At 73.0% G+C, this 15,891-nt stretch carries 13 protein-coding genes; 5 read left to right on the top strand and 8 right to left on the bottom strand.

Features of this window, described 5'->3' with window-relative positions; all coding sequences use genetic code 11:
- Positions 1-187: 187 nt before the first annotated feature.
- Positions 188-838, bottom strand: a complete 651-nt coding sequence (locus ACZ45Z_RS17380; RefSeq protein WP_468362765.1) for a sigma-70 family RNA polymerase sigma factor — start codon at positions 836-838, stop codon at positions 188-190.
- A 454-nt stretch (positions 839-1,292) separates the two neighbouring features.
- Here ACZ45Z_RS17380 and ACZ45Z_RS17385 point away from each other — a divergent pair, with 454 nt between their 5' ends.
- Positions 1,293-1,667, top strand: a complete 375-nt coding sequence (locus tag ACZ45Z_RS17385) for an STAS domain-containing protein (protein ID WP_393538666.1) — start codon at positions 1,293-1,295, stop codon at positions 1,665-1,667.
- A 13-nt stretch (positions 1,668-1,680) separates the two neighbouring features.
- On the opposite strand, the gene ACZ45Z_RS17390 is transcribed toward ACZ45Z_RS17385, so the two are convergent.
- From ACZ45Z_RS17390 to ACZ45Z_RS17405, 4 genes are all read right to left on the bottom strand, one after another.
- Complete coding sequence (locus ACZ45Z_RS17390; RefSeq protein WP_468362767.1) at positions 1,681-2,922, bottom strand: sensor histidine kinase; 1,242 nt, start codon at positions 2,920-2,922, stop codon at positions 1,681-1,683.
- Between the two features lie 2 nt (positions 2,923-2,924).
- Complete coding sequence (locus ACZ45Z_RS17395) at positions 2,925-3,587, bottom strand: response regulator (RefSeq protein WP_468362770.1); 663 nt, start codon at positions 3,585-3,587, stop codon at positions 2,925-2,927.
- A gap of 418 nt (positions 3,588-4,005) precedes the next feature.
- On the bottom strand, positions 4,006-5,421 hold the full coding sequence (locus ACZ45Z_RS17400; RefSeq protein WP_468362772.1) for a hypothetical protein: 1,416 nt from the start codon (positions 5,419-5,421) through the stop codon (positions 4,006-4,008).
- Positions 5,422-5,503: 82 nt separating this feature from the next.
- Positions 5,504-5,980: a GtrA family protein gene (locus ACZ45Z_RS17405; protein WP_468362774.1), complete on the bottom strand. Its 477-nt coding sequence runs from the start codon at positions 5,978-5,980 to the stop codon at positions 5,504-5,506.
- Between the two features lie 148 nt (positions 5,981-6,128).
- Between ACZ45Z_RS17405 and ACZ45Z_RS17410 the strand changes: the two genes are divergently transcribed.
- Complete coding sequence (locus ACZ45Z_RS17410) at positions 6,129-7,142, top strand: glycosyltransferase family 2 protein (RefSeq protein ID WP_468362776.1); 1,014 nt, start codon at positions 6,129-6,131, stop codon at positions 7,140-7,142.
- A 6-nt stretch (positions 7,143-7,148) separates the two neighbouring features.
- On the opposite strand, the gene ACZ45Z_RS17415 is transcribed toward ACZ45Z_RS17410, so the two are convergent.
- Positions 7,149-8,204: a hypothetical protein gene (locus ACZ45Z_RS17415; RefSeq protein ID WP_468362778.1), complete on the bottom strand. Its 1,056-nt coding sequence runs from the start codon at positions 8,202-8,204 to the stop codon at positions 7,149-7,151.
- A gap of 154 nt (positions 8,205-8,358) precedes the next feature.
- Complete coding sequence (locus ACZ45Z_RS17420; RefSeq protein ID WP_468362780.1) at positions 8,359-8,829, bottom strand: hypothetical protein; 471 nt, start codon at positions 8,827-8,829, stop codon at positions 8,359-8,361.
- A gap of 141 nt (positions 8,830-8,970) precedes the next feature.
- Between ACZ45Z_RS17420 and ACZ45Z_RS17425 the strand changes: the two genes are divergently transcribed.
- The 3 genes from ACZ45Z_RS17425 to ACZ45Z_RS17435 all read left to right on the top strand — a co-directional run bounded on the left by ACZ45Z_RS17425 (position 8,971) and on the right by ACZ45Z_RS17435 (position 14,574).
- Complete coding sequence (locus tag ACZ45Z_RS17425) at positions 8,971-10,923, top strand: serine/threonine-protein kinase (RefSeq protein ID WP_468362782.1); 1,953 nt, start codon at positions 8,971-8,973, stop codon at positions 10,921-10,923.
- A 107-nt stretch (positions 10,924-11,030) separates the two neighbouring features.
- Positions 11,031-12,707, top strand: coding sequence for a succinic semialdehyde dehydrogenase (locus tag ACZ45Z_RS17430; protein ID WP_468362784.1), 1,677 nt, complete (start codon positions 11,031-11,033; stop codon positions 12,705-12,707).
- 16 nt (positions 12,708-12,723) lie between these two features.
- Positions 12,724-14,574: a GMC family oxidoreductase N-terminal domain-containing protein gene (locus ACZ45Z_RS17435; RefSeq protein ID WP_468362786.1), complete on the top strand. Its 1,851-nt coding sequence runs from the start codon at positions 12,724-12,726 to the stop codon at positions 14,572-14,574.
- An 83-nt stretch (positions 14,575-14,657) separates the two neighbouring features.
- Here the strand turns inward: ACZ45Z_RS17435 and ACZ45Z_RS17440 are convergent, their stop codons facing one another.
- Positions 14,658-15,701, bottom strand: coding sequence for an LAETG motif-containing sortase-dependent surface protein (locus ACZ45Z_RS17440; protein ID WP_468362788.1), 1,044 nt, complete (start codon positions 15,699-15,701; stop codon positions 14,658-14,660).
- Positions 15,702-15,891 lie beyond the last annotated feature (190 nt).

Below are 15,891 nucleotides of genomic sequence, written 5' to 3' on the forward strand. Positions count from 1 at the left end.
TCCGGAGATCCGCACGCGTCCGGGGAATCGTGCCCGCACGGGGAGTCGTGCTCGCCCGGGGACGCGTAGGCGTCCCGCCCGGTCGCGGCGCTGTCGCCGGTGTCGTCCCGGTGGCTCGCCTCGTCACCGGGCGGGAAGGGCTCCGGCGGCTCGTCGGGGTCGTAACCGTCCCACTCCTGCGGGCCGTTCACAGCGACCGTCCGTGGCCCGGGCCGGGCGGCGGCATCGTTCCCGGGCGCGCGGGCGGCAGCGTCCGGGCGCGCATCCCACGGGACGCGGCGGGCGGCAGGGCCGGGTGGCGGTGGGCGGTGGACAGCAGTTGCAGGCCCAGGCGGAGGCGGCGCCGGGCCTCGTCTTCCGTGACGCCCAGGTCGGCGGCGGTCTGGCGGTAGTCGCGCCGCTGGAAGTACGCCAGCTCCAGGGCGGCCCGCAGCGGCGCGGGCATGGACGTGACGATGTAGTCGGCGCGGGCGGCGGTGGAGGCTTCGCGGATCTTCTGCTCTATCTCGGCGGGCTCGGGGGCGTCCGGCCCGCCGTCGCGCGCCGAGGCCGCCTCGGTCTGGCGCAGGCGCTGGACGGCCTGGTGGCGGGTGAGCGCGGCGACCCAGGAGCGCAGGGAGCCCTGCTTGGGGTCGTAGGAATCGGGGTTTTCCCAGATGTAGCCGAAGACCTCGCGGGTGACGCGGTCGGCGGCTTCCTCGTCGTCCAGGACGCGGTAGGCCAGGCTGTGGACGAGCGAGGCGAAACGGTCGTAGAGCTCGCCGAGCGCGGCGGCCTCGCCACGCGCGAGCCGCTGCTGCATCCGCCTGTCCCAGCGCGGTGGTGCGTCGTTTCCCATCGGACCCCCATACCTGTCCGTCGCCGCCGAGCTCACACCTCTACCGACACCTTCGCCCCTCCCCGTGCCCGCGCTTGTGCGTACGGTCACAGAGTCCGCCGCAGTCGAATGTAGTGGGCGGGTCCGACAACGCACCCTCCTTTGCGGCAAACCGAACCCTGCGGGGGATGCGGATGGTAGGGCGGCCATCACTTTGGGGTGGTAATTCCCGATCGGCGGCGATCGATGCGGACCGTTCGTGGCCGTATCGGCAGAGGTGTTATCCGGGTGTGACCAGGCAACGAGCACAAAACCAGGTGCCGGTGGGCATAGCCTTGGGCGGGAGCGGCCTGTTGCGCCAAGGATTCGGAAGAGTTTCAGGGGAGAGAGGCCGGGCAGTCGACCCGGGGAAGGGTGAGTTCCGGATGCATCCGAGGCCCATCCGTTCCGAAAGCGAGCGAAAGGCTTCGAGCGCGTGTCGTTGAAGGTGGCAGAGGGCGAACAGGGCCGATGGGCCGTACTGCAGGTTTCCGGGGAGATGGACCTGGTGACGTCGCCCGCGGTGCGCCAGCATGTGCACGACGCGGTCGCGGACGGCCGGCGAAGTGTCGTCCTCGATCTCTCCGAGGTCCGGTTCTGCGATTCCAGCGGTGTGGGCGTACTGATCGCCGCGCGCCGCCTGATGCGCTCCTGCCAGGGGCGGCTGCGCTTGATCCTGCCCGCCCAGGGCGCCGTCGACGGCTCGCACGTCAACCGCGTACTGGCCGCGCTCGGGGTCCGCCGCCTCTTCGAGGTCTACCCGGACCTGCACACCGCCGTCGACGAGGCCGCCGCCCCGCTCTCGGCCTGAGCCGGCCGGCGCCTCACCCCGCCCCGTAGGGAAACTCCGCCCGCACGACGAAACCGCCGTCGGAGGTCGGACGCGCCTCCAGCGTCCCCCCGAGGCTCTGGGCGCGCTCGCGCAGCCCCACCAGACCGTGACCGCCCCCGGGCAGCGCGGGCGGCGTGGCCGTCGCGTCCGGCGGCCCGTTGCGGATCTCCACCCGCAGCCCCGGCCCGTGAGACCCGTCAGCTCCTTCCGCCCCGGTCCCGTCCGTGTCGCCGACCCGCTCCCCGCCCGGAGTCCGGACCGGATCGACGCGGACCCTCACCCGGGCCCCCGGCGCGTGCTTGCGGACGTTGGTGAGCGCCTCCTGGACCGTACGGAACGCGGCCCGCTCCACGGTCTTCGCCCCGCTCGCGCCGGCCACCACACCGCCCTCGTACGTCACATCCAGCGCGCTCATCTCGATCAGCCGCGGCAACTCCTCCAGGTCCGGCTGCGGAGCCAGCCCGTCCGCCTGGGCCGCGTCCCCGCCGGCCGCCCGCAGCACTCCGACCATGTGCCGCAGCTCCTCCAGCGTCCGGTTGGACAGCTCGCGGATGGTCCGGGCGCCCGCGCGGGCCGTCTCGTCCTCCGTGCTGACCTGCACCGCCCCGGCCTGGAGGCTGATCAGACTGACCTGGTGGGCGACCACGTCGTGCATCTCGCGGGCGAGGCGGGCGCGCTCGGTGGTCTTCACCCGGTCCGCGAGCAGCCGGTCCTCGCGGCGCAGGCTGCGGGTGAGGTCCTCGACGCGCGAGGCCAACTCGCGGCGGGTGCGGGCCAGCAGGCCCAGGGCGATGGGCGCCGCCGAGGTGACGCAGGCGTCGATCAGCACCAGGGTGTTCTCCCGGTACGCGGTCGGCTCCAGATCGGAGATCGGGTACGGGAAGAAGTGCGCGGCGATCAGCAGCACCGCGCAGACGCCGAGCCGGACGCGGCCGGGGCGGCGCACGGCGAGGGTGTAGAGCGCGATCATCGGCGCGAACCAGATGTAGCCGATGTAGAGGCCCGGCAGGGTGAACAGGAAGACCAGCAGCGGGAGGCGGCGGCGCACCAGGAGGGCGGCCGCGGCGAGCACCGAGACGCCCAGCTCCAGGCCGATCTCCACCCCGTTGACGAGGACCGCGTCGGCGATGGCGAGGAGGACCGGGACCACCACCGGCGCGATCCGGCGCAGCCGGCGCGCCACCGCCCCGCGGGCGAGCGCCCCCGGCCACCGGCGCGCGGCTGCCGCGGCCACCCTCACCACGCTCCTCGGGGCGTGCCCGTCACCAGGCCCGCGCGGTCGGCGACGATGGCCGCCTGGATGCGGTTGATGCCGCCCAGCTTCGCCAGGACGGCCCGTACGTGATCCTTGACGGTGCTGGGGGCCAGGCCCATCCGTTCGGCTATCTGGGCGTTGCCCAGGCCCTCGCCGAGCAGCGCCAGCACCTCCGACTCCCGGGGCGTGAGCCCGCTGACCGCCCGCGCGGCCGCGGCCTGGTCCTCGGCGGTGAGATACCCGCCGATCACGGCCCGGGTGACGCCCGGGTCCAGCACGCTGCCGCCCGCCGCCAGCGTCCGTACGGCCCGCAGGAGCTGTTCGGGGTCGGAATCCTTGAGCAGGAAGCCGGCCGCGCCCGCGCGCAGCGCCGCGGTCAGGTACTCCTGGGCGTCGAAGGTGGTCAGCATCGCCACGGCCGGGGGATCGGCGGCGGCGCGCAGGCCGCGCAGCACGGTCAGGCCGTCCACGTCGGGCATCCGGATATCGAGGAGCACGACTTCCGCCGCGCTCTCCAGCACGGTGTCCACCGCCTCGGCACCGCCGCAGTCCGCGACCATCTCGATGTCCGGAGCGGTCCCCAGAATCATCCGCAGTCCGGACCTGACGAGCCGCTCGTCGTCCACCACAGCGACACGGATCACCGGCCGCCCCTTTCTCCGTCGCACCCATCCGAGCCGTCCGGGACCGCCTCGTCCCGCACCTCCTCGCCCGCCTCTCCCGGGTCTCCGCCTCCCGGCGGTCCCACACCCCCGCCGAGCGGCGGGGGTGAGCCCGCGACCTGTGGAGGATGCCGTGGGGTGGCACCCACGGGCAGAGTGGTTCACATGCTGCACCACTGAAGAGGCCACAAGCCTCAGACGCGTCGCAGTTCACATTGGCGGCCGCCGCGACCCCCACACGCGACGGCCGTCTTTGGCATACGGGAGGGCCGGTCGTGCGGGGGCGTTTCGGAGGGGAATCTCCCCCGCGCGACCGGGGGGCGACGGCGGCGGCTACTCGGACGGGCCGCCGCCGTCCCCCGACCGCCCACCCCGGCTCCCGGCGTCCCGCGACGCCCCGTCAGTTGGCCAGCCGCTCGCTCTCCGGATCCGCCGGCCGCCGGCCCGCCGTACGGCCCCGGTCGGTGGCGTGGCCTTCGTGGGGCGGTGGGGGCGTGCCGCGGCCGAGCCAGACGAGGAGGATGCCGAGGGTGCCGGCGAGGGCGGGCCAGTAGACGTAGCGGAAGTCCGTCGCGGGCATGATGGGCAGATAGCCGACCACGTAGGCCACCGAGCTGACCGCCACACCGCGGACCGGGATCGCGAAGCTCCCCTTCCCGGGGCGGAGGGCCAACAGGAGCCCCACGGCGAGCCAGAACCAGCCCGTGAAGAGGAACGGCAGGTCCTCGACCGCGCCCTCGACGTAGGTCTGGAGGGCGTCCTCCAGACGGGGGTACGAAACGCTCTGCCCCAGGTCGTTGGGGATGGTTCCGTCCTGGTACTCGTCGCGGTCGTGGAGGAGCAACTCCGAGAAGAGCCGCAGCCGGTACCGGAGGTAGTCCGGGAAGTGGCGGGGGATCTCGCTGGTCCACAGGGACGTGATCTGGTGCGCGTCCGGTGCCAGCCCCGCAGGAGGGGACTTGTAACAGGTGAAGTAGGTGTTCGACAGGGAGTTGACGCGGTCGCATTCCTGCACCGCGGCCACGAGGCGGTCGCGCAGGGCCGGTGACACGGGCGCCGACCGCAGTTCGTCCGCGCTGACCACATGGAGCAGGTCGTCCAGCATGATCTGCGAGCCCTGGCTCATCTGCACCGGGCGGGCGAAGGTGGAGATGGCGGCGGTCGGCACGACGAAGGCGACGACGAGGGCCGCCGTGGAGAGCAGCCAGACGCGGCGTCCGGGCCGGTGCCACAGCGCGAGGACGAGCATCACGAAGACCGGGATCACCGCGAAGACCGCGTTCTTGCGCACCAGGACGGCGTAGACGAGGAAGAGCACGCCGAGCCCGAAAAGGGCCCCGCGCAGGGCGGGGCGCGGCGCTCGCAGGCGTCGGCCGACGAACGCGACCGCGGTGGTGGCGAGGAGCGCGAACGCCATGTGGACGTCTTTCCACACCACTCCGGTGAACGTCACGACGTGGGGGGTCAGCCCCAGGACGAGGACCGCGAGGGAGCCCGGCCGGCTGGCGGTCGCGTCCCAGACGCACCAGGCGATCGTCCCGAGCGAGGCCCACAGGACGACGGACTGGATGACGGCCATGGTCGCGGGCGTGCCGGTCACGGCGATGAGCGCCTGCCAGACCAGGCTCATGACGGGCGGATGCCAGTCGCTGAGCGGTTCTTCGCCCATGGCCTGCCGGAGCTGGGAAACGCTGTCCGGGCTCAGGTATCCGGGGTGGAACACGACGACGGTGGCCAGGCAACAGGCCGCGGCGATGAGCGCCAGAGCCCAGGGCCAGCGTCGTTCGCGCCGGATCCCTCGGGGGAGTTGTCCCATATGTCGGGATGCTAACAGCGGGTGCGGGGCGGGGCGCGCATTAGGGCTGAAGGGCTGGCTGCGGCTCGCGCCTGAAGGATGGTCAGGGGGCGACGAAGACGTAGCGACGGTAGGTGACGAAGCGGAAGAGCGTGGCGGCGCCCCAGCCGAAGACGCGGGCGGCGTTGTCGGCGAGGGCCGAGTCGAGTCCGAGCAGGTGGCGTGAGAGGTAGACCGTGCCCGCCGTGATGACCAGCCCGACGGCGTTCACCAGGACGAACAGCGTCAGCTCTTGGGAGACCTTCTCGCGATGCCGGTGGCGGTAGGTCCAAAAGCGGTTCCCGGCCCAACTGAAGACCGTGGCGGCGCCCGTCGCGATCACGGACGCCTGGACGGGCGCGGCCCCCATCGGCCCGCCGCCCGCCCCGGGAGGGCCGAAGACCAGGAGGTTGTAGCCGCCGTTGTCCAGCACGAAGGCGAGGGCCCCGATGACCCCGAACTTGGCCGCCTCCCGCCAGATGGCCCGGACGGCCCCGAGGGCCCGGGTGGACCTGAGGGCGTCACCCATGTGCGGGGACAAGTCGGAGCAAAGTAGCGGGAAATGGCACGAAGGGATGCTAACAGGGTCGCTTGGCCTCGCCGCTTATCACCGGCTATGCCATATTAATTTCCGATATGGCCACCCTGAGGGCCGGAGTCGATTCAGCCGAGGAGAGTGAGGAGAGGCTGTGAGCCCGACGATCGCCTGCGTCGTGCCCTGCCACAACGAGGAAGCGGCCGTCGGCAAGGTGGTGCGCGATCTGCGAGCGACGCTCCCCGAAGCCGACATCTACGTCTACGACAACGCCTCGACCGACCGCACGGTGGAGGTGGCCCGCGAGGCGGGCGCGATCATCCGGGAGGAGCCACGCAAGGGCAAGGGCAACGTCATCCGGCGCGCCTTCGCCGATATCGACGCCGACGCCCTGCTCATCATCGACGGTGACGACACGTATGACGCCTCACGGGCGCGCGAGATGGTGGACCTGCTCTTCGAGGGGCCCTACGACCAGGTCCTCGGCGCCCGCCGCGAAACCGTCGACGGTGCCTACCGGGCGGGCCACGCCGTCGGCAACAAGGTACTGACCGGAGCGGTGCGCTCCCTTTTCGGCAACGACGTGACCGACCTGCTCAGCGGCTACCGGGTCTTCTCCCGGCGCTTCGTGAAGTCCTTCCCGGCGCTCTCCCGCCAGTTCGAGACCGAGACCGAGATGACGGTCCACGCCCTCATGCTCCGCCTGCCGACGGCGGAGCTGACGGTCGGCTTCAAGGACCGGCCGGCCGGCAGCGAGAGCAAACTGCGGACCTATCGGGACGGCTGGCGCATCCTGCGGGTGATCCTCAACCTGGCGCGGCGCGAACGGCCCTCGCTCGTCCATACGGTGGTCGCGGGCCTGCTCGCGTTCGTCGCGGTCGTTCTGGGGATACCCGTAGTGATCGACTTCCTCCGCACGGGAACGGTGCCGCGCCTGCCCACCGCGATCCTCGCGGCCGCGATCATGACCATCGCGACCCTCGTCCTGCTGGTGGGCTACATCCTCGAATCGGTCATGCACATGCGTCAGGAACAGTCCCGGCTGGTGCATCTCGCCTATCCGGCGCCGGTGCGCTCCCCGCGCCTCAAGAGACCCGGGGCCGGCGACGATCCGCTGCCGACCCCGGAGCCTCCCGTACGTGAGGAGTCCGCGCCCGCGGCCGGTTGACCCGGCCTACCGCCCCCCGTACCGCCCGTCCAGCACCGCGCGGAACGGTTCGGGGGAGCGGGCGTCGGCGTACGCGCCGAAGCCGCGGCCCGTCGCCAGGACGACCACGGACGTCATCGCGGCCAGGCTGTAGGCCGTGGTCGCCATCGACAGGGCCCCCTCGGTCGTCTCGAACGACCGGTTGAAGGAGTCGGTGACGGTCAGCCAGACCACCGCCCGGACGGTGAGGTAGAGCTCCACCGACGCGAAGACCAGCAGCGCCCCCCGCACGTCCCGCCGGCCGCGCAGGGCCAGCGCGCCGAGGACCAGCAGCACGACGATCGAGTCGACGGTGGAGAACTCGGAGCTGGCGGACAGGTCGAGGTTGCCGAGCGCCGAGCTGTCGACCACCGCGCGCAGATAGCGGCCGGCGTCCATCTCGGCCGAGGTCAGCTCGCGTACGGTCCACGCCAGGCGGGCCACGCCCGTGAGCACGAACAGGGCGCCGCAGATCCGCGCCGGGCGGCGCCACCGGGCCTCGGGGCCGGCGGGAGTCCCGGCGGCGGCCGCTGCGGCCCGCGGCCCGCGCCGCTCACCCGCCCGGAGCATCGCGGGCAGGACGACCAGCGCCGCCAGGAGCCCCAGCCCGCGCGTGGTGAGCGCCCAGCCGCCGACGGGGTCGGTGGCGTACTGGTCGCGGTACGCCGCGTCGAACAGCCCCACGGCCTCCCGGAGCGAGACGGCGAGCAGCACGGAGGCCGACAGCAGCGCGGCGGTGCGCGCCACCCGCCGCCGCGCCAGCGCGAGCGCGCCGGTGGCCAGGAAGGCGACCGTGAACGCCCATTCGTACGGGCCGAGCAACTGCGCCGACGGGGAGGCGCCCGGATTGAACAGGCCCTCCACGAAGTCCCCGAGGCTGCCGTCCGCCTGGACGATGCCGTAGACGGTCCAGGCCAGCAGCACCGCGGCGTAGCCCGTCAGGCACACGCCGGTCGCCAGATAGGCGCCGCGGTGCTCCGGTGCCGCCCGCCCGGGGTCGGGGCCCGGCCGGACATCCAGCGTTCCGCCGTCCTGCATCACCATGGCCGCCCTCGATCCGCCTGTACCCGCTGCCGTACCGGCCCGTTCCCGTACACAGCCTCACTGTGTCAAGGACGGGCGGACAGACGGTGGAGGTTCCACCCCGGGTGTCGCGAGGTGCCACGGGCCGAACTCGCCGCGGACAGGGGCGAGGTCCTCAGCGCAGGCGCGGGGCGGCGGCCGTGATGAAGTCGCGTATCCGCTGCCGGGTGCTGGCCCGCAGTTCGGTCAGCGCGGCCGGGTCCCGGGCCCAGTGCAGCTCCGTGACCTCCGCCATCACCTGCTCGGTACGGGCGCGGATCTCCGGGTCGTCGGTCACCATCTGCGCCCGGAACATGGCCTCTTGGGCGGCAAGGCGGGTCTTGTACATCTCCTCCCGCAGCGTGGGGGAGTCCTCGTCGCAGGGCTCGTCCTCGTGGAGGACGAACCAGCGGTGGACGACGACCCGGCGGTAGTCCAGCAGCGCCCCCGCGAAGGCGCAGTACGCGTCGATGCGCTCCTGCCGCAGCCGCTCCGCGCGGGCGGAACGCTCGCCGCGGTCGGCGGCCCGCCGCTGGAAGAAATGGGTGAGGGCCGACCCCAGCAGGGTTCCGATGACGGCCACGACGCTCGCGACAACTGCCTCCATACCAGCAGTGGATCACCCCCGCGCCGGTCCTCGCAGCGCATTCCACCGCACTCGCAGGTCAGCGGCTTCGCCGACGGGGCCGGGACCGGTGCGCGGGGAGCCGCTCCCGCCGGCGCGGCGGCCGTGGGGCACTATGGCCCCATGGGGAGCTTCGGGGGCGAGGGCCGGCTGGTCGCCGGCCGGTATCGCTTGGGCAGACGGCTGGGCCGCGGCGGCATGGGGACGGTGTGGCGGGCCACCGACGAGTTGCTGGGCCGCCAAGTGGCCGTCAAACAGCTTCACTTGGACGAGGCGGCGGCCGACGAGCCGGAGGCGCTGGAGCAGCGGGCGCGGGCGATGCGAGAGGCGCGCACGGTCGCCCAGATCAAGCACCCGAACGTGATCGTGGTGCATGACGTCGTCGAGCAGGACGGCCGGCCGTGGATCGTGATGGAGCTGGTGGAGGGTGCCTCGCTCGCCGACCGGCTGGCCGGCGGCGGGCCCGTGGCGCCGCGCGAGGCGGCCAGGATCGGCGTCGCGCTGCTGGGCGCGCTGCGGGCCGCGCACGCCCGCGGGGTGCTGCACCGCGACCTCAAGCCCGCCAACGTCCTGATGGAGGCCGGCACCGGCCGGGTCGTCCTGACCGACTTCGGTATCGCCCAGGTCCCCGGCGTCACGACGCTGACCGAGACCGGCGGCTTCGTCGGGTCGCCCGAATACACCGCGCCGGAGCGGATGGCCGGTCGCGGCACCGGCCCGGAGGCCGACCTGTGGTCGCTCGGGGTGCTGCTCTGCGCCGCGTTGAGCGGCGTCTCGCCGTTCCGCCGCGACTCGCTGGGCGGTGTGCTGCACGCCGTGGTCTACGACGAGATCGAACTCCCCGAAGCCGCCCGGCCGTTGCTCGCCGTCGTCGGCGGACTGCTGGAACGCGATCCGCTGCGCCGGCTGGACCTGGAGGAGACCGAGCGGCTGCTGCGCGGCTATCTGCACTCGGGGCGCGCTCCCGAACGCGGCGCGGGCGCCCACTGGGGGCACGGCCACGGCCACGGGTCCGTACGCGGAGCCGGCCACACACCCGGCCACACACCCGGCCATGACGCGGCGGAGGCCGTGGCGGCCGCTCCCGGCGGCTTCGGCGGCCCGGACTCCGGCGCGCACGCGCCCTCCCCCGACGGCCCCGGCGGCGGCCGGCCCAGCGAACACCCGCAGAGCGAGGAGCCGGCGCCGACGCCTCCCCCGACCGGCGCCACCCCCCTCGCCCCCTCTCCGGCCGACGCCACGCACCACCGGACGCCCGGCGGCCGCGGCACCGGGCTCCTGGGCGGACGTACGGGCGGACGCACCCCCGGCATGCCGATCCCGGACGCGCTGGACGACCGGGCGCTGGCCGCCGCCGCCCGCCCGCACACCGGCCGGACCCGCGTCGCACTGCTCGCCGCGCTGGTCGTGCTCGGCCTCGCGGGCGCCGGCGCGGGCATCGCCGCCCTGGTCATGAACCGCGACGGCGGCCCGGGCGCGAACGCCGGGCGCGGCCCCGAGCAGTCTCGGGAGGCGCCCGGCCCGCACGCCACCGGTGGCACCCGCCCGGCGCCCCGCCCCACGCCCCACGCGACGGTCACGGTCACCTCCGCGCCCGCCCCCGGCAGCACCGCCAAGATCCCGGCCGGCTACGGCGTCGTCCGCGACCCGCGCGGCTTCAGCCTCGCCGTCCCCCTCGGCTTCACCCGCTCGTACGAGAAGCCGCGGGTCTACTACTACTCCGAGAACAAGCGCTTCCGGATCGGCGTGCACCTCCAGCGGCAGGTGCCCGAGGGCGCGCTCGGCACGATGCGCGCGGCCCACGCGGACGGCCCTCGCGACTACCCCGGCTACCGCGCCGGCCAGGTCACCGAAACCACCCATAACGGACGCCAGGCCGGGCTCTGGGAGTTCATCTGGAACGGCGCGCCCGAGGACGGCGGTCCGCGCTACACCTACGACCTCAGTTGGAACGAGGGCGGCCGGATGATCGACGTATGGATCTCCGCCCCGCTCGGCTCGCGCGCCGAGGCCAAACGGCATTTCGACACCGCGCTCGACAGCTTCCGGCTGACGGCCCCGGCGGACAAACCCTGAAGCCGGCACCCTTGTAGCCAGCGATTGCTGGCGCGATTGTGCGGGCGGCGTGAAAACTCGTTACTGCCGGGTACACAAAGGGCCCACGGAGGCATACCCTCGCCGACATGACGGACTCGCAGGACACCGGACAAGCCGACTCCACCGCCGGCGACGGGCCGATAGCAACGGCTCCCGCCGCGCCCTCCGCCCCGCCCGCCGACGGCAATCCGGTCGCGCCCGCCGCGCCCGGCACCCGTACCGCCGCGGACGTCGTCACCCCGGAGGTGGCCGCCCGGCTCACCCGGGGCGTGGTCGGCAGCGGTCGCACCGCCAACCACACCCCCTTCACCGGCGAGAAGCTGGCCGACCTGCCCGAATCCACCCCCGAGGACGTCGCCACCGCCTTCGAGCGGGCCCGCGCCGCCCAGGAACGCTGGGCGAAGGTCCCCGTCAAGCAGCGCGCCGCCGTCCTGCTCCGCTTCCACGACCTGGTGCTCAGCCGCCAGGCCGAGGTGCTCGACCTGATCCAGTTGGAGACCGGCAAGGCGCGCCTGCACGCCCACGAGGAGGTGCAGGCCGTCGCCGTCGCCGCCCGCCACTACGGCCGCAAGGCCCCCGCCTACCTCAAGCCGCGCGGCCACACCGGTGTCGTCCCGACCCTGACCAAGGTCACCGAGCTGCGCCAGCCGCGCGGCGTCGTCGGGCAGATAGCCCCCTGGAACTACCCCCTCGAACTCTCCGTGGGGGACGCCCTGCCCGCCTTCGTCGCGGGCAACGCCGTCGTGATGAAGCCCGACACCGAGACCGCGCTGACCGCGCTGTGGGCCCGTGAGCAACTGATCGAGGCGGGCCTGCCGGAGGACGTCTGGCAGGTTGTCATCGGCGAGGGCCCGGTCGTCGGCCCCGCCGTCGTCGCGCACGCCGACTACGTCTCCTTCACCGGCTCGACCCGTACGGGCCGCGAGGTCGCCCAGGGCGCCGCGGCCCGCCTGGTCGGCGTCTCCCTCGAACTCGGCGGCAAGAACGCCATGCTGGTGCTGCGCGACGCCGACGTGGAGAAGGCCGCCGCCGGCGCGGTCCGCGGCTGCTTCTCCTCCGCCGGCCAGTTGTGCATCTCCATCGAGCGGCTCTACGTCCACGAGTCCATCGCCGACGACTTCCTCCAGCGCTTCGCCGCCCGCACCAAGGCCATGCGGCTGGGCAACGCCCTCGCCTACGGCGCCGACATGGGCTCGCTGGTCGGCGAACGCCAGTTGGAGACCGTCATCCGGCACGTCGAGGAAGCCGTCGCCAAGGGCGCCGAGCTGGTCGCCGGCGGCCGCCCCCGCCCCGACATCGGCCCCCTCTTCTACGAGCCGACCATCCTCGACGGCGTGCAGGCACCGATGGCCGTCTGCGGCGAGGAGACCTTCGGCCCGGTCGTCTCGGTCTACCGCTTCAGCGACGAGGACGAGGCGGTGGCCCTCGCCAACGCCACGCCCTACGGCCTCAATTCGAGCGTCTGGACCAAGGACGGCCGGCGCGGCCGCGCCCTCGCCGCCCGGCTGCGCACCGGCACGGTCAACGTCAACGAGTCCTACGCCGCCGGTTACGGCAGCGTGCAGGCGCCGATGGGCGGCATGGGCGACTCGGGCCTGGGCCGCCGGCACGGATCCGAGGGCATCTTGAAGTACACCGAGGCGCAGACCATCGCCCAGCAGCGGGTGATGCCGCTCGCGCCGTCCTTCGGGATGACGGATGAGAAGTACGCACAGTTCATGACCCGCAGCCTGCGCGCGATGAAGGCGTTCCGACTCCGCTGACCCACCAGGAGAGCGCATGTCCCAGGAGAACTCCGTCCCCCGTCCGGAGGACGGCCCCGCCGCACCCGCCGGCTCCGGCTCGCCCGAGGACGGCTACGACTACGACGTCCTCGTCGTCGGCTCCGGCTTCGGCGGCTCGGTCTCCGCCCTGCGGCTGACCGAGAAGGGCTACCGCGTCGGCGTCCTGGAAGCCGGCCGGCGCTTCACCCGGCAGACCCTGCCCAAGACCTCCTGGGACGTCCGCAACTACCTGTGGGCCCCCGCGCTCGGCTGCTACGGCATCCAGCGGGTGCACCTGCTCGGCAACGTCATGGTGCTGGCGGGCGCCGGGGTCGGCGGCGGTTCGCTCAACTACGCCAACACCCTCTACGTCCCCCCGAAGCAGTTCTTCGACGACCAGCAGTGGGGCCACATCACCGACTGGCAGGCGGAACTGGCGCCGTACTACGACCAGGCCAAGCGGATGCTCGGAGTCCGCCTCAACCCGACGATGACGCCCTCCGACGTCCATCTGCGGGCCGCCGCGGAGAAGATGGGCGTCGGCGACTCCTTCCACCTCGCGCCGGTCGGCGTCTTCTTCGGCGACGGACGCGACGCCGACGGCACGGCGAAGGCCGCACCGGGCGCGGAGGTGCCCGACCCGTACTTCGGCGGCAAGGGCCCCTCCCGCAAAGCCTGCACGGAGTGCGGCGAGTGCATGACCGGCTGCCGGCACGGCGCCAAGAACACCCTCAACGAGAACTACCTGTACCTCGCCGAACAGGCCGGCGCGGTCATCCACCCGATGACCTCCGTCGTCACCGTCACCGAGGACTCCCGGGGCGGCTTCGCCGTCGCCACCCTCCCCACCGACGCCAAACGCAAGGGCCGGGGCCGCACCTTCACCGCCCGCCGCGTCGTCATCGCCGCCGGCACGTACGGCACCCAGACGCTGCTGCACAAGATGAAGGACAGCGGACTGCTGCCGGGCATCTCCGCGCGGCTGGGCGAGCTGACCCGCACCAACTCCGAGGCGCTGGTGGGCGCGCAGACCGACAACCGCCGCTACCGCAAGGCGCACGGCGGCAAGGCCGACTTCACCCGCGGCGTCGCCATCACCTCCTCCATCCACCCCGACGCCGACACCCACATCGAGCCGGTCCGCTACGGCCGGGGCTCCAACGCCATGGGCGCCATGTCCGTCCTCCAGGTGCCGCTCGCCGCCCGCCGCGGCAAGCGCGCCCTGGCCTGGGCCGGCCGATGCGCCCGGCACCCGCTGCTGCTGCTCCGCTCGCTGTCCAACCGCCGCTGGTCCGAGCGCACCATCATCGGCCTGGTGATGCAGTCGCTGGACAACTCCCTGACGACGTACCGCAAACCGGGCGGAATCGGCAAGGGCCTGCTCACCGCCCGCCAGGGCCACGGCGCGCCCAACCCCGAGCAGATACCGGCGGCGACACAGGCCGCCACGCTGCTGGCGCAGGAGATCAACGGCTTCGCGGGCAGCAACGTCGGCGAGCTGATGGGCACGCCGCTGACCGCGCACTTCCTGGGCGGCTGCCCGATCGGTGAGGACGCCGAGCGCGGTGTCATCGACCCCTACCACCGCCTCTACGGCCACCCGGGCATCTCCGTCGTCGACGGCGCCGCGGTCTCCGCCAACCTCGGCGTCAACCCGTCCCTGACGATCACCGCGCAGGCCGAACGCGCCATGTCCTTCTGGCCGAACAAGGGCGAACCGGACCCGCGCCCCGCCCAGGGCCGCGCCTACCGCCGACTGGCGCCGGTCGAGCCGGTCAGCCCCGCGGTGCCCGAGAAGGCGTTCGGCGCGCTGAACCTGCCGTTCCTGGAGGTCCCCCGGGTCCCCCCGAAGAAGTCCCTCGCCTGACGCCTCGCGCCAGTGGGGAGCCACGGACGACGAAGGGCCGCACCTCCGCCGAGGTGCGGCCCTTCCTTCAGGTGCCTGTGCCGTTAGGCGGCGGCGCCGTCCGTCTTACGACGGCGGACGACGAAGATCGCGCCGGCGCCCACGGCCATCGCGACCCCGCCGACGAGGCCGATGGTCGGCAGCGCGGAGGACGAACCGGTCTCGGCGAGCTTGCCGGTGACCGGGAGCTTCTCCAGGCCGCCCTGCGGAGCCGGCGTGTTGGGCTTGTTCTTGCCCGGCTTGCCCTTGGCCGGCGGCACGGTGCCCGGCTTGCTGCCCGCGACCAGGATGTCGAAGTCGTAATCCGAGACCTCGGAGTAGCCGCAGACGTCGTTCTCGTCGTGGTACGCGCCGATGGTGAAGGCGAAGCCGTAGCTGCCCGGGGTCTTGGCGTCGACCTTCAGGCGCAGCTTGGCGTCGGAGTACTCGCCGGGCTTGAGGTCGGTGGTGGAGGCGAAGTAGCCGCTCTCGTCGGAGATGGTCTCCCAGGCGCCGGCTTCCTCGTTGTACCACTGCACCGTCAGGTGCTTGGAGATGTCGCGGTAGGTGTCGCCCGTGATGCCGGCCAGCGCGACGAACGCGTCGACCGACTTCATCGTCTTGTCCGAGGTGTTGGTGGCGCGGAAGGTGAAGTTCTTCCAGCCGGAACCGGCCACGACCTTGCTGGGCAGGCCGCGCAGCTCGGTGCTGATGGCCACCTCTTCCGACTCCTCGGCGCAGGTCGGCTCGTCGGACGGCTCGTCCGTCGGCTTGGCGGTGGCGGTCGCCGTCGCGGTCGGCTTGTCCGTCGGCTTGTCGGTCGCCGCACCGGTCGGCTTGTCGGTGGGGGCGGCGGTGGTGGCCGTGTCCGAGGGCTCCTCGGCGGACTCGTCGGCGGGCTCATCGGCCGGCGCCGGGGTGGTGGGGCCCTCGGTGGGCTCGTCGGACGGGGTGGACGTCGCGTCCGCGTCCGGTGCGGGGGCCGTGGCCTCCGTGGTCGCGGCCGTGGTCGGCTCGGCGTCCGCGTAGGCGGCGGGGGCCGCCATCAGGGCGGCGGGAGCTATGACAGCCGTCGCGGCGACGGCCGTCAGGGCACGGCGAAGCTTCATCGAGAAGACCTCTCAGGGTCCAAAGTGCCAGTGCTGGCACACGTTGGGGCGGGCCGTCGCGGTGGGGGCGGGATGGCCGTGCGATTGCACGTACATGACCGGCCATGGCCGAAAAAGGTTGTCCGTTCGACCAGTCAAGATCGCGTGATCCGCGTCACATTCGCCACAGCGGTCACACAGGAAGCGCGGG

It is taken from the genome of Streptomyces sp. NPDC031210, assembly GCF_055570395.1.

What these genes read in the sequence shown, in the direction of transcription:
- ACZ45Z_RS17380 (WP_468362765.1), bottom strand. Translation starts at nt 838, where the DNA reads ATGGGAAACGACGCACCACCGCGCTGGGACAGGCGGATGCAGCAGCGG.
- ACZ45Z_RS17400 (WP_468362772.1), bottom strand. Translation starts at nt 5,421, where the DNA reads ATGGGACAACTCCCCCGAGGGATCCGGCGCGAACGACGCTGGCCCTGG.
- ACZ45Z_RS17415 (WP_468362778.1), bottom strand. Translation starts at nt 8,204, where the DNA reads ATGGTGATGCAGGACGGCGGAACGCTGGATGTCCGGCCGGGCCCCGAC.
- ACZ45Z_RS17420 (WP_468362780.1), bottom strand. Translation starts at nt 8,829, where the DNA reads ATGGAGGCAGTTGTCGCGAGCGTCGTGGCCGTCATCGGAACCCTGCTG.
- ACZ45Z_RS17425 (WP_468362782.1), top strand. Translation starts at nt 8,971, where the DNA reads ATGGGGAGCTTCGGGGGCGAGGGCCGGCTGGTCGCCGGCCGGTATCGC.
- ACZ45Z_RS17430 (WP_468362784.1), top strand. Translation starts at nt 11,031, where the DNA reads ATGACGGACTCGCAGGACACCGGACAAGCCGACTCCACCGCCGGCGAC.
- ACZ45Z_RS17435 (WP_468362786.1), top strand. Translation starts at nt 12,724, where the DNA reads ATGTCCCAGGAGAACTCCGTCCCCCGTCCGGAGGACGGCCCCGCCGCA.
- ACZ45Z_RS17440 (WP_468362788.1), bottom strand. Translation starts at nt 15,701, where the DNA reads ATGAAGCTTCGCCGTGCCCTGACGGCCGTCGCCGCGACGGCTGTCATA.